The sequence below is a fragment of the Bradyrhizobium sp. CCBAU 51765 genome (assembly GCF_015291725.1).
Lineage (GTDB): Bacteria > Pseudomonadota > Alphaproteobacteria > Rhizobiales > Xanthobacteraceae > Bradyrhizobium > Bradyrhizobium liaoningense.
In genome coordinates, this window is sequence record NZ_CP030038.1 from 3574553 (window position 1) to 3598830 (window position 24278).

At 64.8% G+C, this 24278-nt stretch carries 23 protein-coding genes; 17 read left to right on the plus strand and 6 right to left on the minus strand.

Features of this window, described 5'->3' with window-relative positions:
• Positions 1 to 38 precede the first annotated feature (38 nt).
• Positions 39 to 1304: an ABC transporter substrate-binding protein gene (locus XH96_RS17130; protein WP_246790114.1), complete on the plus strand. Its 1266-nt coding sequence runs from the start codon at positions 39 to 41 to the stop codon at positions 1302 to 1304.
• Between the two features lie 46 nt (positions 1305 to 1350).
• On the opposite strand, the gene XH96_RS17135 is transcribed toward XH96_RS17130, so the two are convergent.
• The gene (locus tag XH96_RS17135; protein ID WP_193374346.1) at positions 1351 to 1608 is read right to left on the minus strand and encodes a hypothetical protein; all 258 of its coding nucleotides are present in this window, start codon (positions 1606 to 1608) and stop codon (positions 1351 to 1353) included.
• Between the two features lie 277 nt (positions 1609 to 1885).
• On the opposite strand from XH96_RS17135, the gene XH96_RS17140 reads away from it, so the two are divergent.
• Positions 1886 to 2260 carry a hypothetical protein gene (locus XH96_RS17140; RefSeq protein ID WP_194393485.1) on the plus strand — a complete coding sequence of 125 codons (375 nt, stop codon included), beginning with the start codon at positions 1886 to 1888 and terminating at the stop codon, positions 2258 to 2260.
• Positions 2261 to 2264: 4 nt separating this feature from the next.
• Here XH96_RS17140 and XH96_RS17145 read toward each other — a convergent pair whose 3' ends face one another.
• Both XH96_RS17145 and XH96_RS17150 read right to left on the minus strand, forming a co-directional pair.
• Positions 2265 to 3584 (minus strand): polysaccharide deacetylase family protein, encoded by a 1320-nt coding sequence (locus tag XH96_RS17145; protein WP_194393486.1) that lies wholly within the window; start codon positions 3582 to 3584, stop codon positions 2265 to 2267.
• A 161-nt stretch (positions 3585 to 3745) separates the two neighbouring features.
• Positions 3746 to 4519, minus strand: coding sequence for a polysaccharide deacetylase family protein (locus XH96_RS17150; protein WP_194394165.1), 774 nt, complete (start codon positions 4517 to 4519; stop codon positions 3746 to 3748).
• Positions 4520 to 4635: 116 nt separating this feature from the next.
• Here XH96_RS17150 and mgtE point away from each other — a divergent pair, with 116 nt between their 5' ends.
• The 4 genes from mgtE to XH96_RS17170 all read left to right on the plus strand — a co-directional run bounded on the left by mgtE (position 4636) and on the right by XH96_RS17170 (position 8413).
• Positions 4636 to 6057, plus strand: coding sequence for a magnesium transporter (gene mgtE, locus XH96_RS17155; protein WP_194393487.1), 1422 nt, complete (start codon positions 4636 to 4638; stop codon positions 6055 to 6057).
• A gap of 131 nt (positions 6058 to 6188) precedes the next feature.
• A complete protein-coding gene (locus XH96_RS17160; protein ID WP_131867921.1) occupies positions 6189 to 6491 on the plus strand; it encodes a DNA-binding transcriptional regulator in 303 nt (100 codons plus the stop codon).
• 121 nt (positions 6492 to 6612) lie between these two features.
• Positions 6613 to 7431: an aldo/keto reductase gene (locus XH96_RS17165; protein WP_194393488.1), complete on the plus strand. Its 819-nt coding sequence runs from the start codon at positions 6613 to 6615 to the stop codon at positions 7429 to 7431.
• 49 nt (positions 7432 to 7480) lie between these two features.
• Positions 7481 to 8413: a hypothetical protein gene (locus tag XH96_RS17170; RefSeq protein ID WP_194393489.1), complete on the plus strand. Its 933-nt coding sequence runs from the start codon at positions 7481 to 7483 to the stop codon at positions 8411 to 8413.
• A gap of 213 nt (positions 8414 to 8626) precedes the next feature.
• Here the strand turns inward: XH96_RS17170 and XH96_RS17175 are convergent, their stop codons facing one another.
• Complete coding sequence (locus tag XH96_RS17175) at positions 8627 to 9343, minus strand: DUF599 domain-containing protein (protein WP_194393490.1); 717 nt, start codon at positions 9341 to 9343, stop codon at positions 8627 to 8629.
• A 135-nt stretch (positions 9344 to 9478) separates the two neighbouring features.
• Here XH96_RS17175 and XH96_RS17180 point away from each other — a divergent pair, with 135 nt between their 5' ends.
• The 4 genes from XH96_RS17180 (at position 9479) to XH96_RS17195 (ending at position 12269) form a co-directional block, all read left to right on the plus strand.
• Entirely contained in the window at positions 9479 to 10141 is a 663-nt protein-coding gene (locus tag XH96_RS17180) for a glutathione S-transferase family protein (protein ID WP_194393491.1), read from the plus strand.
• 303 nt (positions 10142 to 10444) lie between these two features.
• Positions 10445 to 10648 (plus strand): hypothetical protein, encoded by a 204-nt coding sequence (locus XH96_RS17185; RefSeq protein WP_085966667.1) that lies wholly within the window; start codon positions 10445 to 10447, stop codon positions 10646 to 10648.
• Between the two features lie 154 nt (positions 10649 to 10802).
• Positions 10803 to 11786, plus strand: a complete 984-nt coding sequence (locus XH96_RS17190) for a hypothetical protein (RefSeq protein WP_194393492.1) — start codon at positions 10803 to 10805, stop codon at positions 11784 to 11786.
• A gap of 42 nt (positions 11787 to 11828) precedes the next feature.
• Positions 11829 to 12269, plus strand: coding sequence for a DUF1489 family protein (locus XH96_RS17195; protein ID WP_091889570.1), 441 nt, complete (start codon positions 11829 to 11831; stop codon positions 12267 to 12269).
• Here XH96_RS17195 and panC read toward each other — a convergent pair.
• Positions 12266 to 13117 carry a pantoate--beta-alanine ligase gene (gene panC, locus XH96_RS17200; protein WP_194393493.1) on the minus strand — a complete coding sequence of 284 codons (852 nt, stop codon included), beginning with the start codon at positions 13115 to 13117 and terminating at the stop codon, positions 12266 to 12268. The two genes, XH96_RS17195 and panC, sit on opposite strands and share 4 nt — an antisense overlap.
• Positions 13118 to 13401: 284 nt before the next feature.
• On the opposite strand from panC, the gene XH96_RS17205 reads away from it, so the two are divergent.
• The 4 genes from XH96_RS17205 (at position 13402) to XH96_RS17220 (ending at position 17227) form a co-directional block, all read left to right on the plus strand.
• Positions 13402 to 14325 (plus strand): division plane positioning ATPase MipZ, encoded by a 924-nt coding sequence (locus XH96_RS17205; protein WP_194393494.1) that lies wholly within the window; start codon positions 13402 to 13404, stop codon positions 14323 to 14325.
• Between the two features lie 344 nt (positions 14326 to 14669).
• Entirely contained in the window at positions 14670 to 15530 is an 861-nt protein-coding gene (locus tag XH96_RS17210) for an alpha/beta fold hydrolase (RefSeq protein WP_194393495.1), read from the plus strand.
• A gap of 148 nt (positions 15531 to 15678) precedes the next feature.
• Positions 15679 to 16428 carry a VWA domain-containing protein gene (locus tag XH96_RS17215; protein ID WP_194393496.1) on the plus strand — a complete coding sequence of 250 codons (750 nt, stop codon included), beginning with the start codon at positions 15679 to 15681 and terminating at the stop codon, positions 16426 to 16428.
• A gap of 73 nt (positions 16429 to 16501) precedes the next feature.
• The gene (locus XH96_RS17220; protein ID WP_194393497.1) at positions 16502 to 17227 is read left to right on the plus strand and encodes a DnaJ domain-containing protein; all 726 of its coding nucleotides are present in this window, start codon (positions 16502 to 16504) and stop codon (positions 17225 to 17227) included.
• Between the two features lie 240 nt (positions 17228 to 17467).
• On the opposite strand, the gene XH96_RS17225 is transcribed toward XH96_RS17220, so the two are convergent.
• Positions 17468 to 19306 carry a D-alanyl-D-alanine carboxypeptidase gene (locus tag XH96_RS17225; RefSeq protein ID WP_194393498.1) on the minus strand — a complete coding sequence of 613 codons (1839 nt, stop codon included), beginning with the start codon at positions 19304 to 19306 and terminating at the stop codon, positions 17468 to 17470.
• 386 nt (positions 19307 to 19692) lie between these two features.
• Between XH96_RS17225 and XH96_RS17230 the strand changes: the two genes are divergently transcribed.
• From XH96_RS17230 to clpA, 3 genes are all read left to right on the plus strand, one after another.
• Positions 19693 to 20031, plus strand: a complete 339-nt coding sequence (locus tag XH96_RS17230) for a phasin family protein (RefSeq protein ID WP_011087913.1) — start codon at positions 19693 to 19695, stop codon at positions 20029 to 20031.
• A gap of 1153 nt (positions 20032 to 21184) precedes the next feature.
• Entirely contained in the window at positions 21185 to 21517 is a 333-nt protein-coding gene (gene clpS, locus XH96_RS17235) for an ATP-dependent Clp protease adapter ClpS (RefSeq protein ID WP_028135886.1), read from the plus strand.
• Between the two features lie 287 nt (positions 21518 to 21804).
• The gene (gene clpA / locus XH96_RS17240) at positions 21805 to 24213 is read left to right on the plus strand and encodes an ATP-dependent Clp protease ATP-binding subunit ClpA (RefSeq protein WP_194393499.1); all 2409 of its coding nucleotides are present in this window, start codon (positions 21805 to 21807) and stop codon (positions 24211 to 24213) included.
• The last annotated feature ends 65 nt before the right edge of the window (positions 24214 to 24278 follow it).

Here is a 24278-nt window from a genome sequence, read left to right on the forward strand (position 1 = left end):
TCGCCGACAGTCGTCGCGATGCGAGAGCGAAGGGGAAGATGGTGGATCACGTAGCGGCGTTGCAGTCATGGCACATCCGACTTTGCCGGTCGGTCTTCGGCATCATCCTGACGCTGGGGCCGGTCGCATTCGCCGAACGGAGCCTGGCCGCCGATTTTTCCGGTGACGTCGTCCGGATCGGCATCATCAACGACCAGGCGGGACCATTGTCCGACCTTGCCGGACCCGGCTCCGTCGTCGCCGCGAAGATGGCAGTCCAGGATTTCCAGAAGGTCGCGCCGGGACTGAAGGTCGACATCGTCGTCGCCGACCATCAGAACAAGCCGGATATCGGCGCCCAGATCGTCCGCAAATGGTTCGACGTGGATGGCGTCGACATGGTGGCCGACGTCGGAAACTCGGCGGTCGCGCTCGCCATCCAGTCGATCGCGCGCGACAAGAACAGGATCGTCATCTACTCGGCGGTCGGGACCACCGAAATCGGCGGCAAGCAATGTTCGCGCACCGGTCTGATGTGGTTGCACGACAATTACAATCTGGTCGCCGGCTCGGTCCGAAAGCTGGTGTCGCAAGGATACGACAGCTGGTTCTTCATCGCGTCCGACTATGCGTTCGGGCGCAATATGGTCGAAGTATCTCAGCGCGTGCTCGCGGCGACTGGGGCCAAGTCGCTCGGCGCGGTCTTTCATCCGCTGGGAAATGCCGACTACAGCTCTTTCCTGCTCCAGGCCCAGGCCTCGAAGGCCAAAGTGGTCGCGTTCGCCAATGCTGGCGAACAGCTCGTGACCTCGATGAAGCAATGGAATGAGTTCGGAATGAATGCCGGGTCTCAGAAGGCCGTCGCCGAGCTCATGTTCCTGACCGATGTGCACGCCATGGGCGCCGAAACGGCCAAGGGGTTGACGACGGTTACCGCCTGGTACTGGGCGCTCAACGAGGCGACGCGGGTGTTCGCCCAGAGGTTCTACAACCTTCACAACGCAATGCCGACCGCGCCACAAGCCGCCGTCTACTCGGCCGTCCTGCAATACCTGAGGGCCGCGGCTGCTGCAGGGACGGATGAAACCAATGCTGTCCTGGAGCAGATTCGGTCAATGCCCGTAGACGACTTCTATGCGCCTGGCGCGCGGCTGCGCGCTGACAACAAGCTGGTGCACGATTTCTATCTCGTCGAGGTCAGGAAGCCTTCGGACGTGAAGACGCCCTGGGACTATTACGACGTTGTCGAGAGAATACCTGCCGAGGAAGCCTATCTCCCGTTGAGCCAGAGTGAATGCCCGCTGCTGAAGACCTCGCAAAAATAGCGCTTTGCCCCGCGCCGGGCCTTGCGACCCCTTAAAGCGCGCCTCTTCAGCCATACTCCTCGCCGATGCCGTATTCCCGGTAGATCTCCAGCGGGTCGATCTCGGGAAACAGGCGGCATTTGGCCTGGGCGAGGTGCAGGCTCACCGCCGCCGGCTCCTTGCCGTTCGCGAGCAGCTTGCGGATGTCGTCCATATGCGCGTTCGGCTGGTGCTTCGGTGCGAGCTGCTCCAGCGCGACCAGGGCGGTTGCGAGCGCCTCGGTCAGAACCCACTCGTCGTGGCCCGTGATTCCCTTCTTCGGCATCGGCAGACCCCACATATGGCGGCGCCGGGCAGTTTACCGCGAGTTCGGCCAATTCGCCATGAGCCGTCGCGGGCAGTCCGATCGGCCATATTCCGGCCTGTGTTGTGGCCGCGTCTGGCTAAAAGGCGGCAAGTTTCGGGACGATAGTATCTTTGTTGAAACAAACTTGGCGTAGACGGGCCGCTGCCGCATCCAGGCCGGCCGTTCCGGTCCGGGTCCCCCATCCCGAAATTTCGCAACACGATCGAGTTGCGCCCCCGCAAAGGTTCGAGCCAGCATGGCCTTTCTTAGCTTCGTCTACCGCTTCCTCACCAATTTCGCGTTCATGGCGGTGGTCTATTTCAGCCTGAACTTCATGGAGAAGTATCCGAACCGGGCGATCCTGGCGATCCTGGTACTGGTCTATGCCGGCATGCGCGCCGCCTCGACGCTGCGTGCGTTCTACTTCTTCCAGAAGATCGAGAAGCTGGAGACCGAGACCAAGCGCCTGCAGGCTTCGATCAGTGACGGTTCAGGCGGAGCCTCGGCGCGCAGGCAGGTCGTCGCCGACGTGGCGCGGCTGCGGCGCGATGGCGAGCTCAAGTCCTATATGGACCTGTTCTTCCTGGCGCTGATCGTGCTGCTCTGCGTCGCCGCGATCACGCGGCAGTGAGGGCTCAGGCGCGCTTCTTCAGGCTGGCGACGCGGGTCGGGCGGGTGGTGGCGCTCCTGGATGCCGGGCTCTTGGGTGCAGTGCCCGTGGCTGTCGTGCCCTTGGGCTCGGCATGATCCGGTGCCGCCGCCGCATGCGCCGTGCGCCGTCCCTGCAGCTTGGCCGCCTTGCCCTTTGCTGCTTTGGCATGTGCGGCCTTGTCCTTCGCCGCACGAGTTGCCTCGGCCGCCATCGCCAGCCGCGTCGCGGCACGCCGAGATAGGGTCGTCGACAGCAGCACCTCGACCGAGCCTTCGGGGATCGCAAAGAGCGCGCGGCCGGGCACGGGCAGGGTGGCCGCGACATTGGCCTGCGCCCTGGTCCGGAGCGGCAGCAGCGGCTGATGCTCGGCCTGCGCATTGAGGTCGGCAAGAGCGGGCGCCGGCAGCGTCCGGGTCTGCGTGAACACGAAATTCGGCACGCGCGGCCAGCGCGCGATCGGCGTTGTCTCGGTCGGCGGATGCAGCAGCCATTCCACCGTCGTGGTCGGCGTCGCCGGCCGCTCGGCGGTCGCGGGTACCACATGCACGATGCGATAGCCGCGCGCCTTGAGGTCGCGGATGATCTTGGGCAGCGCCGCCACCGTGCGGGCCTGGATGTCGTGCAGCAGCAGGATACCCTTGCCCTTGGCCTCCAGCCGCTGGATCGCGAGCTGGTAGACGCGGTCGGACGACACATGCCGCCAGTCGTCGGCGGGGAAATCGGCGCTCCAGACCTGGATGCCGCGCGAGATCAGATAGTTCTCGACGCCCTCGGCGCGCATCAGGCCGGGAATGCGGAAGAACGGGGCGAGCTGCGACGGATCGGTCATCGCGGCCGAGGTCCACGCGATTCCGCCGTTGATCTCGGCCTCGGCCTTGTCGATCGGCATCCGGTCGAACGTCAGCGGATGGTCCATGCTGTGCGTGCCGACGGTGTGGCCCGCCGCGACCAGCTTGCGCACGCCTTCCGGATTGGCCTTGGCCTGGCTGCCGATGATGAAGAAGGTCGCCTTGATGCACTCGTCGGCGAGGATCTGGAGCACCTGGTTGGAATACTTCGGCAGCGGACCGTCGTCGAAGGTCAGGACGACCTCATGGTCCTTCAGCGGCAATGTCTCGCGGTATTGCATGGTGCCGATCAGCGGATGTTCGCGCGGATCGACCACGAGGGTGCGGGAGGTGCCGAGGGCGTCCGGGTGGCCGGGACAGTCGGCTGCTAAGGCCGCCGGTGTGCCGACAGTCAGGATTCCCAGACAGAGGACGATCCACGATCGCGTCCGCAAAACAACGCCAATTCCGATCATGAACCTCGTCTGCCCTCGTGCGCGATTGCCGCCTTAGTAGGTCGGAGACGCCCCGGAATGGTTCAGGGGCAATACCCCAACCATCTTTGCAGGAGGTAGCATGAACAGAGTGTTAATTGGGCCGGGATCACCCCATTTTGCGCTGGCGTGACATTCCGGCATCAATGCGCATCGGCGCTCTTCTGTGACGTGCCCGCCGGTACGACGTGGACAACCCGGTAGCCGTTCTCCCTCAGATACCGCAGGAAGGCCGGCATCATTGCGGCCGTGCGCACCTTGTTGTCGTGGAAGAGGATGATGCCCTTGCCGCTCGCCGCCAGGCGGTCGGTGACGAGTTTCAATTCCTGCTCCGGCGTGATCTCCTCCCAGTCGCTGGCCCATAGATCGGCCCCGAACACGACGATGCCGCGCGACTGGAGCAGGTCGAGTTGCGCTTGCGTCGACTCGAAATAGGGAAAACGGAAGAACGGCGTCGAGGGTGTCGTGGTCGAGGTGCCGTGCAGCGCCATCTCGTCGGCGGCGATGCCGCGATCGATGTCGGCCTTCGACTTGTCGAACGGGATATGCGCCATGAACGGATGCGACCAGGTATGGTGGCCGACGGTATGGCCCTCGCGGGCGATGCGCTTGACCATGTCGGGATACTCGGCGGCGTGCTGGCCGATCAGGAAGAAGGTCGCGCGCACGCACTCCTGCGCCAGCGCCGCCAGCACCTTCGACGTCGTCGGCGGGAACGGGCCGTCGTCGAAGGTCAGCACGACCTCATGATCGGCCAGCGGCAGCGTTTCAGGGAAGCTCTTCAAGCCGACGCGCGGATACGTCTTGGCGTCAACCCTCAGGATGCGCGAGGTGCCGAGCGCGTCCTTGCGCGGGCACTCGGCAGCATCGGCCGAGGCGATGCCGATGATAGCCGCGATGACCGCGCCCGCCGTCATCGATGTCCATTTCAGTCGAAGCATCTTTGTCATTGCGCTCAGAGTTGCCTTGTGGGTATTGCCTGAACCATCAGCTCAGACCACTGGTTCCAACCTGTCAACCGGCGAGGCGCGCCATGGATGAACAAATGGACGTTGCCCCATCCGCCTCGGATTCGGTACTCGACCACGTGCCGATGCGCAATGAGAACGGCGAAATTCGGCACGAATTCGTCGAAGAAATTGCCCGGGCGATCGAGGCTGGAGACAGCGCTGCGCTGCGTGCCTGTGTCGCCGAGCTGCATGAGGCCGATCTCGGCGATCTGATCGGCGCCCTGGAGCCCGACGACCGCGTCCGCCTGGTCGAGCTGACGGGGCGCGATTTCGACTTTTCGGCCCTGAACGAGGTCGACGAGGCCGTCCGCGAGGAGATCCTCGAGGAGCTGCCGCCGGAGACGGTCGCCGAGGGCGTCCGCGAGCTCGAATCCGACGATGCGGTCGAGCTCCTGGAAACCCTCGACGAGGCCGAGCAGGAGCAGATCCTCGAAAAGCTGCCGCTCAAGGAGCGCGTCGCGCTCGAGCGCAGCCTGCTCTATCCGGAGAACTCCGCCGGCCGCCGGATGCAGACCGAGTTCATCGCCGTGCCCCAGGATTTCACCGTGGGCCAGGCGATCGACTACATGCGCGAGACGCCGGATCTGCCCGACCGCTTTTACGAGATCTACGTCGTCGACAAGGACCAGCACTGGCTGGGCGCGGTGCCGCTCGACGTGCTCTTGCGCACGCGCCGCCCGGTAGCGCTGACCGAGCTGACCGACGAAGACCGCCGCCGCGTCTCCGTCCTGGAAGACCAGGAAGAGGTGGCGCGCATGTTCGGCAAGTACAATCTCGTTGCCGCGCCCGTGCTCGATACCCAGGACCGCCTGGTCGGCGTCATCACCGTCGATGACGTCGTCGACGTCATCGAGGAGGAGGCGGACGAGGACCTCAAGGCGCTCGGCGGCGTCACCAGCGACGAAGAGCTGTCGGACACCTTCCTGACGATTGCGCGCGGCCGCTTCAACTGGCTGCTGGTGAATCTCGCCACTGCCTTTCTGGCGTCCTCCGTGCTCGGCCTGTTCGAGGGCCAGCTGGAACAGATGGTGGCGCTCGCGGTGCTGGCGCCGATCGTGGCGAGCCAGGGCGGCAATGCCGCGACCCAGACCATGACGGTGGCGGTGCGCGCGCTCGCCACCCGCGAGCTCGGCTCCTCGAACGCCTGGCGCGTAGTGCTGCGCGAGACTCTGGTCGGCCTCGTCAACGGCCTCGCCTTCGCCGTGATCACGGGCATTGCCGCGGTCGCCTGGTTCAAGATCCCGGGCCTCGGCATCGTCATCGGGCTCGCCATCATCTGCAACCTCGTCGCCGGCGCGCTCGGCGGCATCCTGATCCCGATGGCGCTGGATCGCGTCCGGGCCGACCCGGCGGTGGCGTCGGGCACCTTCGTGACCACCGTGACCGACGTCGTCGGCTTCTTCTCGTTCCTCGGGATTGCGACGCTCTGGTTCGGATTGAAGTAGCGGCCCCTCGCTCTCGTGTCCCGGGCGCGCTGCAACGCCTTTAGCGTTGCCGCGCGGCGTCCGGGGCACGGGACCTCCTATCTTTAATCCGAACTTAAGCGACCTGCCGCATCATCGCTGTGCTTGGGGGAATGGGCATGCGGTTGCGGCTGAAGGCGGACGGACGGATCGTCGAATTGCGGGATGGGCAGGAATTTCCGGTCCAGCCTGCGGCCAATGCCGCGCCGGGCGATACCGGCCCGCTCGCGGTGCGCGATTTGCGCCGCCGCGCCTGCCTGACCCAGATGGAGTTCGCCGCCAAGCTCGGCGTCCCCGTCGAGACCATCCGCAACTGGGAGCAGGGCAAGCGCGCTCCACGGGGGCCCGCCCGCGCGCTGCTCGCAGTGATCGCGCATGCGCCGGACACCGTGTTTCAGGCGCTCGCCAAGGTCTGACGCACACCTCTCGTTAGTCTTGCACCTGAATATTCGCCCCGATCGTTGCGGCGTCCGTTGGCAGCATCATCGGCCGGGTCCATAATGACATTTCGGGCTGCCGCAACAGAGAGGATTCCTCATGCTGTTCGTCGAGGCCAATGGCGCGAGAATCCCGGCGATCGGGCTCGGGACCTGGGAGCTGAGCGGCAGGCCTGCCGCGCGCGTGGTCGAGCAGGCGCTGCGGCTCGGCTATCGTCATATCGACACCGCGCAGGTCTACGACAATGAGCGCGAGGTCGGCGACGGCTTGCGCGCCTCCGGCGTGCGCCGCGACGACGTCTTCCTCACCACCAAGGTCTGGACCAACCATTTCGCGCCCAACGATCTCGAACGCTCGGTCAAGGAGAGCCTCGCCCGGTTGCGGCTTCCCTGCGTCGATCTGTTGCTGCTGCACTGGCCCAATTCCCACGTGCCGCTGGCGGAGACGCTGGGCGCGCTGTCGCATGCCAGGCAGATGGGACTGACCCGCCACATAGGTGTCTCCAATTTCACGGTGGCGCTGATCGAGCAGGCGGTCGCGCTGTCGGCCGAGCCACTCGTCTGCAACCAGGTCGAATATCACCCTTATCTCGACCAGGCGAAGGTGAGGGCGGCCTGCGACCAGCACGGCCTCGCGCTGGTCGCCTACAGCCCGATTGCGAGGGGCCGCATCAAGTCCGATCAGACGCTTGCCGAAATCGGGCGCGTCCACGGCAAGACGCCGGCGCAGGTCTGCCTGCGCTGGCTGGTGCAGCAGAATGTCGCTGCGATCCCGCGCACCTCGCGCGTCGAGCGTCTGTCGGAAAACATCGACATCTTCGATTTCGAGCTGTCGGAGGACGAGATGAGCCGGGTCGCCGGGCTCGCCAATCCCAGGGGACGCCTGACCGATTTCGGCTTCGCGCCAAAATGGGATTGAGGGAGACTTCCGTTATGCTAGGACCGCGGCAGCAACCCAAGATCGGTCGATGGAACTGCGGAAGATCATACGGACGGACATTGCGGCGTCGGCGATCGCGCATCTGACGCTGGTGGGGCTGATCATCCTGATCAGCGAAGTCCATCCGTTCCACGGCGCGCCGCCCGAGACCGTGATGGTGGACATCGTCACGCCGGAGCAGGTGAAGCAGGAAGAGGCCAAAGCGGACGAGAAGGCCGAGGAGAAGTCCAAGGACGAGGCGAAGGAGAAGCCGCCGGAGCCGCTCCCCGATCTGAAGCTGCCGAAGCTGGATGTCACCGACAAGGCCGACGCAGCGCCGAAGGCCGCGGCCAAGCAGGAGGCTGCTGCTCCATCGCCATCCCCGCAGGCCTCGCCTGAGGCAAAGCAGAACCAGCCGCCATCCTCACAGCCGGCGAAGCAGCGCGAGGCCAATGTGCAACCTCAGCCTCAGCCGCCTCAGCAGTCGCCGTCACAACCGCCAGCTCAGGCAATGCAGCAGCCGCAGGCCATGCCGCCGCCGGCCTATCTGCCTCCGGAGCCGGACGTCACCGTCAAATACGGTGTCATGCTGGGCCTTCCGCCTGAACTGCCGACGGAGCAGCTGAAAGATGTCCCCAAGGACGATGGCGGCGATGCCAAGGATTCGATTTCCGCGAAGCTTCCACCCGAGGTCATCGCCGCGCTTCGCCGCCACCTGAGAAGCTGCGCCAAGCTGCCGGCGGGGGTCGCGCCGACCGACAACGTCCAGGTCAAGCTGCGCACGGTGTTCGCCACCGACGGCACGCTGGCACGCGAGCCGATCCTGCTCGAGGCTCCGCCGTCCGCGAAGGGCGTGGCTATCGTCAAGTCCGCAATGAGCGCGCTCCAGAACTGCCAGCCCTACAAGATGCTGCCGGCCGACAAGTACGGGGAATGGAAGGTGCTGGACTTGCCGTTCAGCCCGCGGGATTTCGGCGGGTAGCGTGGAGCCGGACCTGCTGTGTCGCCCTCCGTCAATCCGCTCGCACGAAGGCGGAAGCAAACCAGAATCCCTCCGCGGCGACAGTCTGGATTGTTTCCTCGCAAGAGCTCCTCGCAATGACGAGGAGGAGAGAGTCTGCGCCAAACTCCACTCTCGTGCCCCGGACGCAGCGCAGCGTCCCTTCGACGGTGCGCTGCAGAGCCGACGCGCGCCTCAACGACCGCGCTTCCGCATCTCCTCACCATCCACCACCTCCGGCGCCATCGCGGCCCACGCACTGGACGCGAACTGCCGCCGCCAGGTGACGACCACCACGGCCGCCGTGGTCACGAACAGCACCCAGGGGCTGACGAACCAGCCGAGATAGCCGAGCGCGAAGAAGAACGCGCGCTGGCCGCGGTTGAAATGGCGGCCGGCGGATTCGAACAGGCGGGAGGTGCGAATGACATGGGCTTCGGCCTCCGGCGTGTCGCGCCGGTCGGCCGGCGGCATGCCGCCGAACAGGATCGCGACGTAGTTGAACAGGCGATAGGCCCAGGCGAACTTGAAGAAGGCGTAGACGCAGATCAGCACGAGGCCGACGCATTTCAGCTCCCACATCGCGGGCGAGGTGCTGAGGTCGACCGGCAGCTTGCTCAGAATCGTGATCGCATCATTGGTGGCATGCAGCAGCGCCAGCGCGCCGCCGAGCGCGAACAGGCTGGTGGAGGCGAAGAAGGCGGTGCCGCTCTGGAGCGAGGCCATGATCTGCATGTCGACCATGCGTGTCTCGCGGTTGAGCATGCGGCGCACCCAGACCTCGCGATAGCGGTTCATGCGCGCCGACAGGCTGTCGCGGCCGTAGGCCGAGTGCTCCAGCGTCAGGGCATAGACCAGCCATTCGATGATGAAGAAGCCGACGGCGGTGATGTCGACCCAATGCCTGCTCACGTCTGTCTCATGTCTGTCTCTTGGCAAGGACCGCAACGATTGCCACGCATGACGGGGCGCAGCAACGATTGATTGGCGGCAGGCGATGGCGCTAAAAGCAGCTCGCTTCAAGGCGTATCAAGAAGGACTGGTGACATGGCAGCGCTGAAACTCGCGATCGGCAACAAGAACTACTCGTCATGGTCGATGCGGCCCTGGCTCGCGCTTCGCGCCAACGATATTCCGTTCGTGGAGACGCTCATTCCGCTCTACACCGATAATCCCGCCGACAAGGACCAGATCCTGTCCTTCAGCCGCGCCGGCAAGGTGCCGGTGCTGGTCGACGGCGACGTCACGGTGTGGGATTCGCTTGCCATCATCGAGTACATCGCCGAGCGCTATCCGGAAGTGAAGCTGTTGCCCGACGATGTCGCTGCGCGTGCGCATGCCCGCTCTGTGTGCGCCGAGATGCATTCCGGCTTCATGGCCTTGCGCAACGAATGCGGCATGAACCTGCATCGGCCGATCCGCCCCGTGGCGCTGTCGGAGGACGCCAAGGCCAACATCGCGCGTATCGAGGCGATCTGGCGCGAGTGCCGCACCCGCTATGGCGCGAACGGACCGTTCCTGTTCGGCCGCTTCGGCGCGGCGGACGCCATGTATGCCCCGGTCGTGCACCGCTTTCGCACCTACGCGATCGAGGTGTCGCCGGACACCAAGGCCTATATGGAGACGATGATGGCACTGCCGGCGTTCCAGGAATGGACGCGCGACGGGCTTGCCGAAACGCTCGTCATCGCGAAATTCGAGGACGCCTGACCGCAGGCTTGACGGGGGCTGCCGACCGCCCGCCGGCCGGCGGCCTCAGGCCGCCAATGAGCGAGGGGCGGTGGATCGGGAGGTGCGACACCGGCCTGCGACATGCCGGCGGAACGAGCAGCTCCGCTGGTATCATCGGCCCGCCATTTGTCCCGTTATCATTCTGAAATAACTGAAAAATTTGAGTGCTTGCCATGCTGCCATGGCGCTGGCCAAAACGGCGAGTCGCGTGCTATATAGCAGCCCGGGTTTCCGGCCGGCCATCGCAGTGGGACACTGGGCGAGGTAGGCGCTGTTTGAGTAATGGAGAGGGTGTTGAAGCACAAATTTCCCGTGGGATCGCGCGTCCTGTTCACGGCAAGCAACGTCGCGCGTCCCGCTGCCAGCGGCTCGTACGAAGTTATCCGTCTGCTGCCGACCGACGGCGACGACTGCCAGTACCGGATCAAGAGCTCGACCGAAGCCTTCGAGCGCGTCGCGAAGGAGAGCCAGCTCGCTCTCTCCTGAAGGCTGACCGCACCCGCGCATTGGTGCCATCAGGGATTTGTGTCCTGCGCCGTCAAAAGGCCAGCTTCACGCTCACAAGGTGGGCCGGGGCAGTTTCCGACTCGCGGTGCTCGCTTGACCATCCGCTCTTTGCTCGCGTGAGGGAACGTCGCGCATGAACTGGGCATGGGCCACTTCGTTCGACCAAATCTGGCACTCGCCGGCCTTCCCGATGTGGATGACGCTGGCGGCCGCCGGATTCTTCGGATTGATCCTCCTGATCACGCTGCACCGCGCCGACAGATCGGTCGCCAACGGTGCGCTGACCGTCATTACGCTGCTATCCATCGTGATCGCGGGCGCAGCCACCGTGCGCGCCTATGGGCCGGACGGACAGGCGGCCCCGGCCGAAGCGCGCGCGCAGGCCGCGGTTGCCGCGAGCCTGCCGGCACTGTCCTGTCTCGACGATCTCGCGGGCGATGCCGTCGCCGCTGGTTGCGAGAAGGCGCTGTTCGGTGCGCCTGACGCCGCGGCCGCCGCCGTGTCCTACACGGCCGCCAGGATCGACCGGCTGACCGCGCTCGGCGACGTCGCCACGGCGGAGAGAAGCCTGACACTCGAGATGAAGGTGCTGCGCAAGTCGCTTGAGCGTGATCGCTACGGCCTTGTCGCGCATGTGCTGATCGTGCGCGACGGCTGCACGCAGTTCGATTGCGCCGCATTCCGCTCGCTGACCGACCAGCAGCAGGTCGCCGCCAACATGGGCTCCCATCTCTACGACACACTGGTCGCGCGCTACGCGCCGACCTGGAATACGCCCGCAACAGCGCCGGCGATGCCGGCCACCGCCGCGCTTGCCGGGCTGCCGCCGTCGGTGCCGACGGGCAGGCCGACCAATGCTGAGTTCCCGAGCGCTGCGTCGACGCCGCCGGTGAGCATCATGAGCGCGGAGCCAACCACGACATCGCGCCAGGCCGCGCCTGCAGCCAACGCGGCGCCGCCAGCGCCGCGCGCGCCGGCCGCAACCTCGGCGCAGGCAGCGGCACCCGCCGCCAAGAAACCGCCGGCGCCGAAAGCCGCGCGTGCGCCGGCTGCCGCCCCGGTTCCTCTCGCGCCACCGGCCACGGCGCCGGCTCCGGCGGCTGCGGATAACGAGTAGATCGGCATTTCCAATGCGTGGCTGCCCGGCTAATGCTTGGGCATGCCACTCCATCTGATCAAGCTCGCCGTCGGCTGCGACTCCGTCAAGGAATTGAAGGAGTGGGTGGCCGAACGGATGCAGACCGCCAAGAAGAAGGGTCTGCCGCAACGTCACATCCATATCACCCGCATGGTGCCCAAGCGCGACGCCGAAATCCTCGCCGGCGGTTCGCTCTATTGGGTGATCAAGGGCGAGATCGCCGCGCGGGAAAAGATCATCGGCATCGAGCCGTTCCGCGACAAGGACGGTATCGGGCGCTGCCGGATCGTGATGCAGCCGAAAGTGATCTCGGTCTCGCCGCGGCCGATGCGCCCGTTCCAGGGCTGGCGTTATCTCACGGACGATTCCGTTCCGGCCGATCTCGGCAAGTCCGCGGCCGGCTCGATCGCGGCGATGCCCGAGCCGATGCGGCGCGAGCTGCGTGATCTCGGGCTGCTCTAAACCGCGATATTATCGATCAGCCGGGTGGTGCCGAGCTTGGCTGCGACCAGGATCCGCAGGGGGCCGTCCTTGCGCGAGGTGACTGGCGCCAGCGTCTCGGCGTGGCGAACCTCGTAATAGTCAAGCGCAAAGCCGGCCGCCTTGATCATTTCGGCGCCGCCCGCCATCGCCGGCGCGATCGCATCGCCGGCACGGATGCGTCCGGCGCTCTCTTTCATGGCCCGGTAGAGGACAGTGGCGGTCTGGCGCTCCTCGGGCGAGAGGTAGACGTTGCGCGAGGACATCGCGAGCCCGTCGCGCTCGCGCACGGTGCGGGAGCCGATCACCTTGACGCCGAGGTCGAGGTCGCGCGCCATCTGCGTCACCACCCGCAACTGCTGAAAATCCTTTTCGCCGAAGATCGCAAAGTCCGGCCGGCACTGCGTGAACAGCTTGCCGACGACGGTGGCGACGCCGCCGAAGAAGTGCGGGCGGAAGCGGTCCTCGAGGCCGGCCAGCGCCGGTCCTTCCGGCGCGATGCGGGTGGCAAAGCCCTCCGGATACATGGCCTCGACGCCCGGGTGCCAGACGATGTCGACGTCCTCGGCCGCGAGCTTGGCGATGTCGGCCTTCCAGGTGCGCGGATAGGCGCCAAAATCCTCGGTCGGGGCAAACTGAGTCGGGTTGACGAAGATCGACACCACGACGCGGCTGGCGCGCCGCTTGGCGAGGCGAACCAGGGACACATGCCCGTCATGGAGGGCCCCCATGGTCGGGACCAGCGCGATCGTGGCCTTTCGCTTGCGGAGATTGTCGACGGCACGTCGCAGGGCGGGGACCGTGCGGGCGATCAATGGGCTTGCTGACATCAGGACTCGACGGATTGGGAAACGGCGCGGGTGCGGGCGTCGTGCCCGACCGGCTAACCTTAACAAGCGGCGATCGTGGAGGCCATGCATCCGGATGCGGCACAGCATCCCGCGCAAGGTGGTGCAGGACGTCGCGACATTGCAGACCGGATCAACAGTCGAAAGACGGCGCCGCGATTCACGATGAAGCAGGGCGCGTTGCGATTTGCACGACTGTCACGCATTTCACTTGACCGCAGACGCGGTCAACTCGAAGATATTCGCGAGCGGCGTTGAGGATCACTATGCTTGTGCAGGCTAGCCAAGGCCGATCGGGCTCGGCGCATGTGGTCGTGCTCGGCAACGAGAAGGGCGGCTCCGGCAAATCGACCACCGCCTTGCACGTCGCCGTTGCGCTCCTCAAAGCCGGCCAGCGCGTCGCCACGATCGATCTCGACTGCCGCCAGCAGAGCTTCACCCGCTATATCGACAACCGCGCCGCCTGGGCCCGCCGCACTAAGCTCGATCTCGAACTGCCGGTGCATCGCTGCATCAAGCTCGGCGAGACCATGCAGATCGCCGAGAACGAGCATTCCGAGTTCGAGCAGTTCATGGAAGCGGTCTCGGCGGTCGAGAACAGCTTCGACTTCATCGTCATCGATACGCCCGGCACCGACAGCTATCTCATGCGGCTCGCCCATTCGATGGCCGACACCCTGGTGACGCCGCTCAACGACAGCTTCCTGGATTTCGACGTGCTCGGTACCGTCGATCCCGCCAACTACGCGGTGACGGGCGAGAGCCACTATGCCGAGATGGTGCGCGACGTCAGGCGCAAGCGCCGCCAGCTCGACGGCGCAACCACCGACTGGATCGTCGTGCGCAACCGCCTGTCGATGCTCGGCTCCCGCAACAAGCAGCTCGTCGCCGAGGGCCTGAAGGATTTGTCGCTGCGGCTCGGCTTCCGCTACGTCGACGGCTTCGCCGAACGCGTCGTCTACCGCGAATTCTTTCCGCGTGGTCTGACCGCCCTCGACGAGATCGACGAGGCCACGCTCGGCATGCGGCCCAATCTCGGCCATCTTACCGCGCGGGAGGAGGTGACGAGCCTGCTCCGCCAGCTCAAGCTGCCGCTCGACGAGCGCGGTCGGCGCCGCGCGGCCAACCGGGCCGAGTGGTTCAACCAGGTCGACAAGCCGCTCGAGGTCCACGACATCCTGGGCGTCTGAGGCAGCGGTAAGGTGCTACTCTCCACCGGTCCAAAGCGGCCGGTTCCTGCGGGAACCGTGGCTGCGCTCGACGCGTTTTCACTCCGTGTTGACTGCGAAATCAAACCCAATCAGGGACGGTTGCGTCGGATGGCGGGCTGCACCTGACGTAGTGGTATGAGAATGGGGTGCACAGAAAACGTGTGCGTCGCACAATCGAAGGGCTGCGATTTCACATTATTTAGCCTTCCTGTCACGCTGCTGTGACATATATTAGGGAATAGGCGACAAGGGGCCAAAGAGCTCCGGAAGAACACGATTTTCAACAGGGATTCAGGCCACTAAGCCTGAGGCTGAGGACGAAAATGAAGCGTGGAATTGCCGTTCTGGTTTCGGTCAGTGCCCTCTGCGGCATCGCCTATTTCACGGCGAGCAAGTGGGCCATCAAGCACGAGACCATCACCTTCTACGACACCTCGCGCGACAATCGTCCGGTGCCCGTCTACGTCGCGGTGCGCCGCGACAAGGAAATGCAGGCCAACGCCGGCATGATCACGCTGCCGGTCGCCGTGATCAATCACGGCAACACCGTCAAGAACACCGAGTACGGCTTCCTTGCCAACATCTTCGCTGCGCGCGGCTACATGGTCTTGAGCCCGCAGCATGACCTGCCGACCGATCCTCCGATGGTGACGAAGCCCGGCGAGCTTTATGTCGGCCGCCTGCCGCAGATCCTGCGCGGCGTCGCCAACATTCATCTCGCCATGCACGAGATGAAGAAGGTTCAGCCCAATGCCGACTACGACAAGGTGACGATGGTCGGCCACTCCATGGGCGGCGACATCACGATGTACTTCGCCAAGCAGTATCCGGATGAGGTCAAGAAGGTCGTCACCCTCGACAATCTGCGCGTGCCCTTCGTCACCGCCGGCAAGTTCAAGATCCTGTCGTTCCGCTCCCAGGATCCGCAATTCAAGACCGATGCAGGCGTGCTTCCGACCGACGAGGAATGCGAGAAGGCGGGCATCCAGGTCGTGAAGACCGAATTCCAGCATAACGACATGCGCGACACCGGTCCGGATGTGGCGAAGAACTCGATCCAGAGCATGCTCGACAAGTTCTTGAGCACGACGGACAGCGAAGTGGCGCCGGTCGACACGCAATCGTCCCCGCCCAAGATCCTTGAGCCTGGTCCGGTCGCTCTGATGGCACCCGCCAAAAGTTGACCTACCAGAGCTGACGCACATGAGCTGACGTCACCGCTCGACTGCACCGATCGTCAAAGCCTCCGCCGGCCTTCCCGCGGAGGCTTTGCACATTGACCGGGCCGCATGCGCTGACCACATTAGTCGCTGACGCAAGGTGCAAGCAGCGATGTCGGGCGAACCCATCAAACCGCGCAGTCGCGATGCCGTCTCGGCGCAAGCAGACGGCGCGCTGCCGCAAGCAGCGACCTCAACCTCGGAAGACATCGCCGCCTTCGTCGCCAGGGCGCGGGCACTTTCACCGCATTCGCCCGGCGCAAAGGGGCGGCTGATCTTCGCGCTGGATGCAACGATGAGCCGGCAGCCGACCTGGGACCTGGCCTGCGCGCTCCAGGCCGACATGTTTCGCGAGACCGCAGCGCTCGGCAGTCTCGACATCCGGCTGGTCTACTATCGCGGCTTCAACGAGTGCCGTGCCACGGGCTGGATCTCCGACAGCGCCAAGCTGGCGGCGCTGATGAGCAAGATCGATTGCCGCGGCGGCGATACCCAGATCGGCAAGGTGCTGAGCGAGGCCCGGCGCGAAGCGGTGGCGTCCGGCGTGCGGGCCGTGGTCTTCGTCGGGGATGCCATGGAGGAAAAGGTCGACGAGCTCTACGCCAAGGCCGGCGAGCTCGGCATGCTCAAGGTGCCCGTGTTCGTGTTTCAGGAAGGCCGTGACGCCGTCGCCGAGCAGGCCTTCCGCCAGATCGCGCGCCTGACCGGTGGCGCCTGGTGCCGGTTCGATCCCGGCGCGGCGGCGCAGCTGCGCGAGCTGTTGCGGGCAGCCGCGGCCTATGCAGCCGGCGGACGCGAAGCGTTGCTGAAACTGGCGAAGACCGCGAGCGGCGCGGCGCTTCTGATCGGCCAGATGAAGTAGCGATCGGGCTGGCGCAGCTCGCAGCGGCAGTGGATGCGATGCATTTTGCCGCGAGGGCGACTATATTCCGGTCATGACCCTGATTGCCGGCGCTGTCGCCGTTATCACGCTTTATCTGCTGCTTCAGATGTTCCGCGCGGCCAATCCGGCGGTGCTGGCGCGAACCATCAAGTTTGGGGGCGGCGTGCTGGCGCTGGCGGTCGCGGCCTTCACGGGTTTGCGGGGCGAGCTGGCGGTTGCGATCCCGCTCGGAATCTTCGGCGCGGGGCTGCTCGGCTGGACACCACTGGCGAATGCCGGCTTCGGCAATATCGGCGGGCTGTTCGGTGGTGGTGCGGCGCCGGCGCAAGGGCAGGTTTCGCGCGTGCGCTCGCAATTCCTTGACATGCGGCTCGACCACGATTCCGGGCAGCTTACAGGCCAGATCGTCGCCGGACCTCACGCCGGGCGCAATCTCGGCGACTTCGATCTCTCCGGCCTGCTGGCGATGGTCCCGACGTTCGACGCCGAGAGCGTGGCCTTACTTGAAAGCTATCTGGACCGCCGGTTTCCCGCTTGGCGTCAGAACGCGCAGGGCGATGCGGCAGGGCGGCAGCGCCGCACGGCGGCGAGCGGCAAAATGACGGCGGAGGAAGCCTATCAGATCCTTGGCTTGCAGCCGGGAGCGGGACGCGACGACATCAGCCGGGCCCACAAGGCCCTGATGAAGAAACTCCATCCCGACCAGGGGGGCTCGACGTATCTCGCTGCTCGGGTAAACGAGGCCAAGGATACTCTGCTTCGCACGCATAACGGCTAACTCCGGCACTACGCTACAAACGCCCGTACCGCGTAAGCTCCGTTCGCTCCGTCTGCCGTCGCCCCGATGCCCGCCATTGTCGGCGTGGTCGATCCCTTGAGTAAAGTTTTAACCGTAAATCCTTGACGAGAGGTTGTCGTGGAACGGTCTTGTCAGGAATAGCCTCGGCATCACCGCATCCCCAAAACGAAAATGCCCGCGCAAGGGCGCGGGCATTTGGCTCGGAACGGAGAAGGGAGATCAGTTGCGCACGGTGATGCAGGAGATCTCGGCGCGCTTCAAGGTGCGGCAGACGGCTTCGGCCTGATCGCGCTCGAGCCCGGCGAAGCGGGCGCGGTAGAGCTTGCGATTGTCCTTGGCGACAACCGGCTCGGTGAACGGATCAGCCTTGCTGAGCAGGCCGCGGGCGGAGCTGCGGGCAGCGTCGATGCGCTGCTGGGCTTCGTTCTCGCTCTCGAGCGCGCCGACCTGGACGATCCAACCGCTGTGAGTGACGGCCGGCTTGGTGGTGCTCATCTGGATCGGCTGCGGCGCCGGGTCGGCGGACGCGAGCTTCGGACCGGCGGGGGCGGGCGCAGCGGCGGTTGCCGCCGGCAGGACCCCGAGGATGCCGTTGCCGGTGCCGAAGCCTGCCGGCTGCCGCGGCAGTTCGGTGCGGGCAATCTCGGCCTTCGGTGCTTCCGGCTGGCTGACCGCCTCGGGCCTGTTGATGAGATCCGCCCGGGCGACGACGGCGCCGGAGGTTTCCGCGACGTCGGAACGGGGCGGGATGGTGCTGGTGACCGGCGGGGCGACCTGGGTCGGTGCGGCGGAGGCGACCTTCACGGCGCCGGCCTTGACCTGAACCGTCTTGACCCGAACCGGCTTCATCGGCTCGGACGAGCCGGGGATGATGGAGAGCGGCTGGCTCGAAATCACGCCATTGGTGAGCGGCGCCGGCTCGACCTTGGATTCAGTCGGCCGAACTTCAGGCTTGCTGGCTTCAGATCTGGCGTGAGCGGGCGGCATCGCGGCAGCCGCAGCGGCCAGCGTCGACAGCCGAGAGGCGAGACGCGACGGGGCTGCTTCAGGAGCGGGGGCCTGAACCTGCGGCGCGGAGCGTGCCGGAGCATCCGAGGCATCGGCGACGTCGGTACTGGCATCGGCGCCGTTGCGCTCCGTGACCGCGGCGACCGTGTGGACAGTCGCGCCCTTGTCGAGATTCTCCGCGAGCAGGTTGCGCATGATGGCGTCGCGCGAGCCGCCGCTGCGGCCGCCCAGCACCACGCCGATCAGGTGGCGATTGCCGCGGCGGATCGAGGTGACGAGGTTGAATCCGGAGGCGCGGGTGTAGCCGGTCTTGATGCCGTCCACGCCCTCGACGCTGCCGAGCAGGTGGTTGTGGTTGCGGATCGACTGTCCCCGCCAATTGAAGGTCGAGGTCGCGAAATAGCGATAGTAGCGAGGGAAGCGCTCCTGGATGGCGCGACCGAGCGTCGCCTGGTCGCGCGCGGTGGTGACCTGCTCGTCGTTGGGAAGGCCATTGGCGTTGCGGTAGACCGTCCTGGACATGCCGAGCGAGCGCGCCTTGCGCGTCATCATCTGGGCGAAGTCGTCCTCGTCGCCGGCGATCGCTTCCGCGATCACGACGGCAGCGTCGTTGGCCGAGCGGGTCACGAGGCCCTTGATCGCGTCCTCGACGCGAATGGTCTGGCCGGCACGCAGGTTCAGCTTGGTCGGATCCTGATTGGCGGCGTGCTGGGACACCGGCATCTCGGTGTCGAGCTTCATCTTGCCGGATTCGAGGCGCTCGAACAGCAGATAGAGCGTCATGATCTTGGTCAGTGACGCCGGATGGCGGATCCCGTCAGGGCTTGTTGCCTGGAGCACCGCGCCGGAATTGCCGTCGACGATGATGGACGCGAATTTCGGGCTCGAGCTCTCGGACACATCGCGCTGGACGCGGTGATGCACATGGTGGCGGCGATGGCGCCGCGCCTCCGCGGCATCGGTGGTGATGATGACCGCGATGGTGACCGTAAGAAGCCCCAAAACGCCAACCCGCGCCAAGCGCGAGGAAGACAAGTTGTTACGAAGCATGGAACCCCGTCCCCGTTTCTGACTTGATCACCGGCCCGTGAGGCGAAATTGTGCCCAATGGTCCCGGGATCATTACCTGCTCAGGCTGTCCCTCCGCTGGTGTTTGCCGCGGGGGACGTTGGACCCGAGCCGCTGTTCTGGCTAAGGTGATGTTCTCAAACGGCTTTGGCCGCCTGCGGAAGTGAACACGTCCAGGGAATCAGGGTAGGGGGCCGCGGTTTCTAAAAGCTTAAGGAACCCTTGCGGGAAACCCCGGGAATCTCCGCGAATTGCATCGAATTTTGTGCGACGCACAAGATTCTTGACATTTTTGTGCGTTGCACTATTTTTGGGCGGAGTCAGGGAGCCGGGGCTTCCCGACGCGAGCCAGGGAAAAGGATTCCGACATGTTCAAGGTTGAAGACTTTCAGAGCTACGGGAAAGAGCAGTTCGAGCAGTGCGTTGCTTCCGCGACCTCGGTGCAGCACGGCCTCCAGGCGATCGCCAGTGCCTATGGCGACTACACCAAGAAGTCGTTCGAAGACACCAAGTCCTTCGTCGAGAAGCTTTCCGGCGTGAAGTCGCTGGACAAGGCGATGGAAGCGCAGACCGATTTTGCCCGTTCCGCCTACGAGACCTTCGTTGCGGAATCGCAGAAGATCGCCGGCCTCTACAGCGACCTCGCCAAGCAGGCGTTCAAGCCGGTCGAGACCATCGTGTCGAAGTTCACCCCGGCCGCGAACTGATCCGCTCAACTCGCTCCTGGAATTAAAAGCCCGGCCAGATCTGGCCGGGCTTTTCGTTTGTGGATACGGATGAGAATGACTTCGCGACGCGCAGCTTGGAAATCTGCGTCAAGGTGTTCTTGAACGCGTCCGATGTCTGAGAGGCACTCCGGATCATTTGGAAGTTCCCACTGGTCGGGCAATCCTGCAGCGCTCGAGGTTTTGCGTCCGCCTTGTTGATGTTGACTTGGATCGTGAAGATCGTGGCGCGATCCGGCCGCGGCCAAGTTGAAGGCGAATGCAAACGTCGCCCGTCTGCCTGTCATAGTCGGACAAGGCGCCGACCATGTCCTTTGGCCGCGGCTTGCGTGACCGTCATTTTGCCGCTCTCGGCCATCGATCCTGTTATTCAGAACCATCGCCAGCGCGTGCGGGTATTTCCCCATGCCGCAGTAGAACTCGCGATGTGCGGGTGTCCGCCGTCGACATCGTGCGGGTGCGACCAGTGTAGCGGCCAGTAAACTAGGATCTTGCCTCAGACTCGATCGTTGGTCAGACCTTTGAAAACCATCAACGCCGAATCCAACGCGACCTGCAGCGAGGGACGTGCTTGCACTGCGCGGCTGTAGTTCACCGCGGCACTGAAGGTCAGCGTGGGCACCCGGGGCGGCTGAGGAGGGGCAGGCGAGACTGGCCGTCCCCGAAATCTGTGTTCTGCCCGATTTCGCGGCATGCCATTGAACGGCAGGTCATTTGGACCGTAGAAGCCCGGAGCCATCCGCGAAAAACCGTCGCAGGCTGGTTAACGGCCGGGTTCCTGGTCAACATGTTCTAAACATGCCGGGCGGAAATTTTTGTCAAATCGGTCCGGATTGATTAACCTGACGAGATCGCCCGGACCGGGAATCGCGACTGCCCACAGCCGCATCGGCCCGATCTCCGCATGCTTGCGGCCAGCCGTGGGCAGGCCCATATTGCTGGCGAACGGTCCGGCTCGAGCCGGATGTGTCGGGAGCGGCGATCCAACAAGGCGGCGCGCCTGCGCCAGGCTCCGAAGGGCGGAGTCGCGCGGCGACCGCAATGCGCTTCCGTGGGGAATTTGAACGCCTGTGCCATGCCGCAATTGACTTTCAGTATCGACCTGTCCGCGCCAGCCGCCGCCGACGCTCCTCGCATGAGCAATGACGAGAACCGTTCGGGCAGCCCCTCGGGTCCGAACACTTCGGTCATCACCAAGGTCAAGCCCAAGACCAAACGGCCGAACCTGTATCGCGTGCTGATCCTGAACGACGACTACACGCCGATGGAATTCGTCGTCCACGTGCTGGAGAAGTTCTTCAACAAGGACGTCGAAGCGGCGACCAAGATCATGCTGCACGTCCATCATCACGGCATCGGCGAGTGCGGCGTGTTCACCTATGAGATCGCCGAGACCAAGGTGACGCAGGTGATGGACTTTGCCCGCAAGCACCAGCATCCACTGCAATGCGTGATGGAAAAGAAGTAGGACGCCTTGCGGCGCGTTTGAAGCCGGCTCTTGTGCAAGTCGCGGCGTGATTGCTGCAGTCACGGCTGCGCGCGAGTCCCGTTGCCGCCGGAAACTACGGAATTTCGCGCCGGCGCCGATCCTGCCCAAATCGGAACGGGTTTTGCATTGAAAATACCGCAGGTGTGTCGCCGCCGAGTCGCGGAACCGGTCTTTCGCCGCGGTCTTGTATAACTATATGTGACAAAGGTTGTTGTTGCCTGACCGGGCGAGGACGATCATGATGGTGGGGGCCATAGAGGACGCGAATGCCGACTTTTTCCCAAAGCCTTGAACAATCCCTGCATCGTGCGCTGGCGATCGCAAACGAGCGTCATCACCAATACGCGACGCTCGAGCATCTTTTGCTCTCACTGATCGACGACTCCGATGCAGCCGCCGTCATGCGCGCCTGCAGCGTCGATCTCGACAAGCTCCGCACGAGCCTCGTCAACTACCTTGAGACCGAATTCGAGAATCTGGTGACGGATGGCGCCGACGACGCCAAGCCGACCGCTGGTTTCCAGCGCGTGATCCAGCGCGCGGTGATCCACGTGCAATCCTCCGGTCGCGAAGAGGTGACCGGCGCCAACGTGCTGATCGCGATCTTTGCCGAGCGCGAGAGTCATGCCGCGTATTTCCTGCAGGAGCAGGACATGACGCGCTATGACGCGGTCAACTACATCAGCCACGGCATTGCCAAGCGGCCGGGCGTGTCCGAGGCGCGCCCCGTGCGCGGCGTCGACGAGGAGACCGAGACCAAAGGCAGCGAGGACGCCAAGAAGAAGGGCGAGGCGCTCGAGACCTATTGCGTCAACCTCAACAAGAAGGCGCGCGACGGCAAGATCGACCCGGTGATCGGACGCAATTCCGAGATTAACCGCGCGATCCAGGTGCTGTGCCGCCGCCAGAAGAACAACCCGCTGTTCGTCGGCGAAGCCGGCGTCGGCAAGACCGCGATTGCGGAGGGCCTTGCCAAGCGCATCGTCGACAGCGAGGTGCCTGAGGTGCTTGCGGCCGCGACCGTGTTCTCGCTGGACATGGGCACGCTGCTCGCGGGCACGCGCTATCGCGGCGACTTCGAGGAGCGCCTCAAGCAGGTGCTGAAGGAGCTCGAGGCGCATCCCAACGCCATCCTGTTCATCGACGAGATCCACACCGTGATCGGTGCGGGCGCCACGTCGGGCGGGGCGATGGATGCTTCGAACCTGCTCAAGCCGGCGCTGGCGTCGGGCACCATCCGCTGCATGGGCTCGACCACCTACAAGGAATATCGCCAGCACTTCGAGAAGGACCGCGCGCTGGTGCGGCGCTTCCAGAAGATCGACATCAACGAGCCGACCGTCGAGGACGCGATTGCGATCCTCAAGGGCCTCAAGCCGTATTTCGAGGACTACCACCGGCTGAAGTACACCAACGAGGCGATTGAAGCCGCCGTTCAACTCTCCTCACGCTACATCCACGACCGCAAGCTGCCGGACAAGGCGATCGACGTGATCGACGAGTCGGGTGCGGCGCAGATGCTGGTCGCCGAGAACAAGCGCAAGAAGACCATCGGCATCAAGGAGATCGAGACCACGATCGCCTCGATGGCGCGGATCCCGCCGAAGAGCGTGTCGAAGGACGACGCCGAGGTGCTCAAGCATCTCGAGCAGACCCTGAAGCGCACCGTCTTCGGTCAGGACAAGGCGATCGAGTCGCTTGCCGCCTCGATCAAGCTCGCACGCGCGGGCCTGCGCGAGCCGGAGAAGCCGATCGGCTGTTACCTCTTCTCCGGTCCCACCGGCGTCGGCAAGACGGAAGTGGCAAAACAGCTCGCGGCGTCGCTCGGCGTCGAGCTCCTGCGCTTCGACATGTCCGAATACATGGAGCGGCACACCGTGTCGCGCCTGATCGGCGCGCCTCCCGGCTATGTCGGCTTCGATCAGGGGGGCCTGCTGACCGACGGCGTCGACCAGCATCCGCATTGCGTGGTGCTGCTCGACGAAATCGAGAAGGCGCATCCCGACCTCTACAACGTGCTGCTGCAGATCATGGATCACGGCCGGCTCACCGACCACAACGGCAAGCAGGTCAACTTCCGTAACGTGATCCTGATCATGACCACGAACGCGGGTGCTTCGGATCTCGCCAAGCAGGCGTTCGGCTTCACCCGTTCGAAGCGGGAAGGCGACGACCACGAGGCGATCAACCGGCAGTTCGCGCCGGAATTCCGCAACCGTCTGGATGCCATCGTCTCGTTCGGCCATCTCAGCGTCGAGGTGATCGGCACCGTGGTCGAGAAGTTCGTGCTTCAGCTCGAAGCGCAGCTCGGCGATCGCGACGTCACGATCGAGCTGTCCGAGCCGGCCAAGACCTGGCTGGTCCAGCACGGCTACGACGAGCAGATGGGCGCGCGCCCGATGGCCCGCGTGATCCAGGAGCACATCAAGAAGCCGCTGGCCGACGAGGTGCTGTTCGGCAAGCTGAAGGGCGGCGGTCACGTCCGCGTTGTTCTCGTCAAGGACGAGGCCGACGAGACCAAGGAGAAGATCGGCTTCGAGTTCGTCGAGGGGCCGGTCACGCCGAAGCAGGAGAAGCTGCCCGGTGCTCGCAAGCGTCCGCCGGGCAAGTCGAAGCCGGGCGGTCCCGGCGGCTCGAAGGGGCCGACCTCCAAGGGCCCGCTGGTCAAGGCTTGATCCGCACGCCATGAATTGAAAAGGCCGGCTGCGAAGCCGGCCTTTTCTTATGCGGACGCCGAACC

Excerpts from the sequence above, each read along its gene's own strand:
- XH96_RS17210 (WP_194393495.1), top strand. The coding sequence starts at position 14,670 with ATGAAGCGTGGAATTGCCGTTCTGGTTTCGGTCAGTGCCCTCTGCGGC.
- XH96_RS17205 (WP_194393494.1), top strand. The coding sequence starts at position 13,402 with ATGCTTGTGCAGGCTAGCCAAGGCCGATCGGGCTCGGCGCATGTGGTC.
- XH96_RS17160 (WP_131867921.1), top strand. The coding sequence starts at position 6,189 with ATGGGCATGCGGTTGCGGCTGAAGGCGGACGGACGGATCGTCGAATTG.
- XH96_RS17180 (WP_194393491.1), top strand. The coding sequence starts at position 9,479 with ATGGCAGCGCTGAAACTCGCGATCGGCAACAAGAACTACTCGTCATGG.
- XH96_RS17230 (WP_011087913.1), top strand. The coding sequence starts at position 19,693 with ATGTTCAAGGTTGAAGACTTTCAGAGCTACGGGAAAGAGCAGTTCGAG.
- XH96_RS17130 (WP_246790114.1), top strand. The coding sequence starts at position 39 with ATGGTGGATCACGTAGCGGCGTTGCAGTCATGGCACATCCGACTTTGC.
- XH96_RS17170 (WP_194393489.1), top strand. The coding sequence starts at position 7,481 with ATGGAACTGCGGAAGATCATACGGACGGACATTGCGGCGTCGGCGATC.
- clpA (WP_194393499.1), top strand. The coding sequence starts at position 21,805 with ATGCCGACTTTTTCCCAAAGCCTTGAACAATCCCTGCATCGTGCGCTG.
- XH96_RS17185 (WP_085966667.1), top strand. The coding sequence starts at position 10,445 with ATGGAGAGGGTGTTGAAGCACAAATTTCCCGTGGGATCGCGCGTCCTG.
- clpS (WP_028135886.1), top strand. The coding sequence starts at position 21,185 with ATGAGCAATGACGAGAACCGTTCGGGCAGCCCCTCGGGTCCGAACACT.
- XH96_RS17150 (WP_194394165.1), bottom strand. The coding sequence starts at position 4,519 with ATGACGGCGGGCGCGGTCATCGCGGCTATCATCGGCATCGCCTCGGCC.
- XH96_RS17215 (WP_194393496.1), top strand. The coding sequence starts at position 15,679 with ATGTCGGGCGAACCCATCAAACCGCGCAGTCGCGATGCCGTCTCGGCG.
- XH96_RS17195 (WP_091889570.1), top strand. The coding sequence starts at position 11,829 with ATGCCACTCCATCTGATCAAGCTCGCCGTCGGCTGCGACTCCGTCAAG.
- XH96_RS17190 (WP_194393492.1), top strand. The coding sequence starts at position 10,803 with ATGAACTGGGCATGGGCCACTTCGTTCGACCAAATCTGGCACTCGCCG.
- mgtE (WP_194393487.1), top strand. The coding sequence starts at position 4,636 with ATGGATGAACAAATGGACGTTGCCCCATCCGCCTCGGATTCGGTACTC.
- XH96_RS17135 (WP_193374346.1), bottom strand. The coding sequence starts at position 1,608 with ATGCCGAAGAAGGGAATCACGGGCCACGACGAGTGGGTTCTGACCGAG.
- panC (WP_194393493.1), bottom strand. The coding sequence starts at position 13,117 with ATGTCAGCAAGCCCATTGATCGCCCGCACGGTCCCCGCCCTGCGACGT.
- XH96_RS17145 (WP_194393486.1), bottom strand. The coding sequence starts at position 3,584 with ATGATCGGAATTGGCGTTGTTTTGCGGACGCGATCGTGGATCGTCCTC.
- XH96_RS17140 (WP_194393485.1), top strand. The coding sequence starts at position 1,886 with ATGGCCTTTCTTAGCTTCGTCTACCGCTTCCTCACCAATTTCGCGTTC.
- XH96_RS17165 (WP_194393488.1), top strand. The coding sequence starts at position 6,613 with ATGCTGTTCGTCGAGGCCAATGGCGCGAGAATCCCGGCGATCGGGCTC.
- XH96_RS17220 (WP_194393497.1), top strand. The coding sequence starts at position 16,502 with ATGACCCTGATTGCCGGCGCTGTCGCCGTTATCACGCTTTATCTGCTG.
- XH96_RS17225 (WP_194393498.1), bottom strand. The coding sequence starts at position 19,306 with ATGCTTCGTAACAACTTGTCTTCCTCGCGCTTGGCGCGGGTTGGCGTT.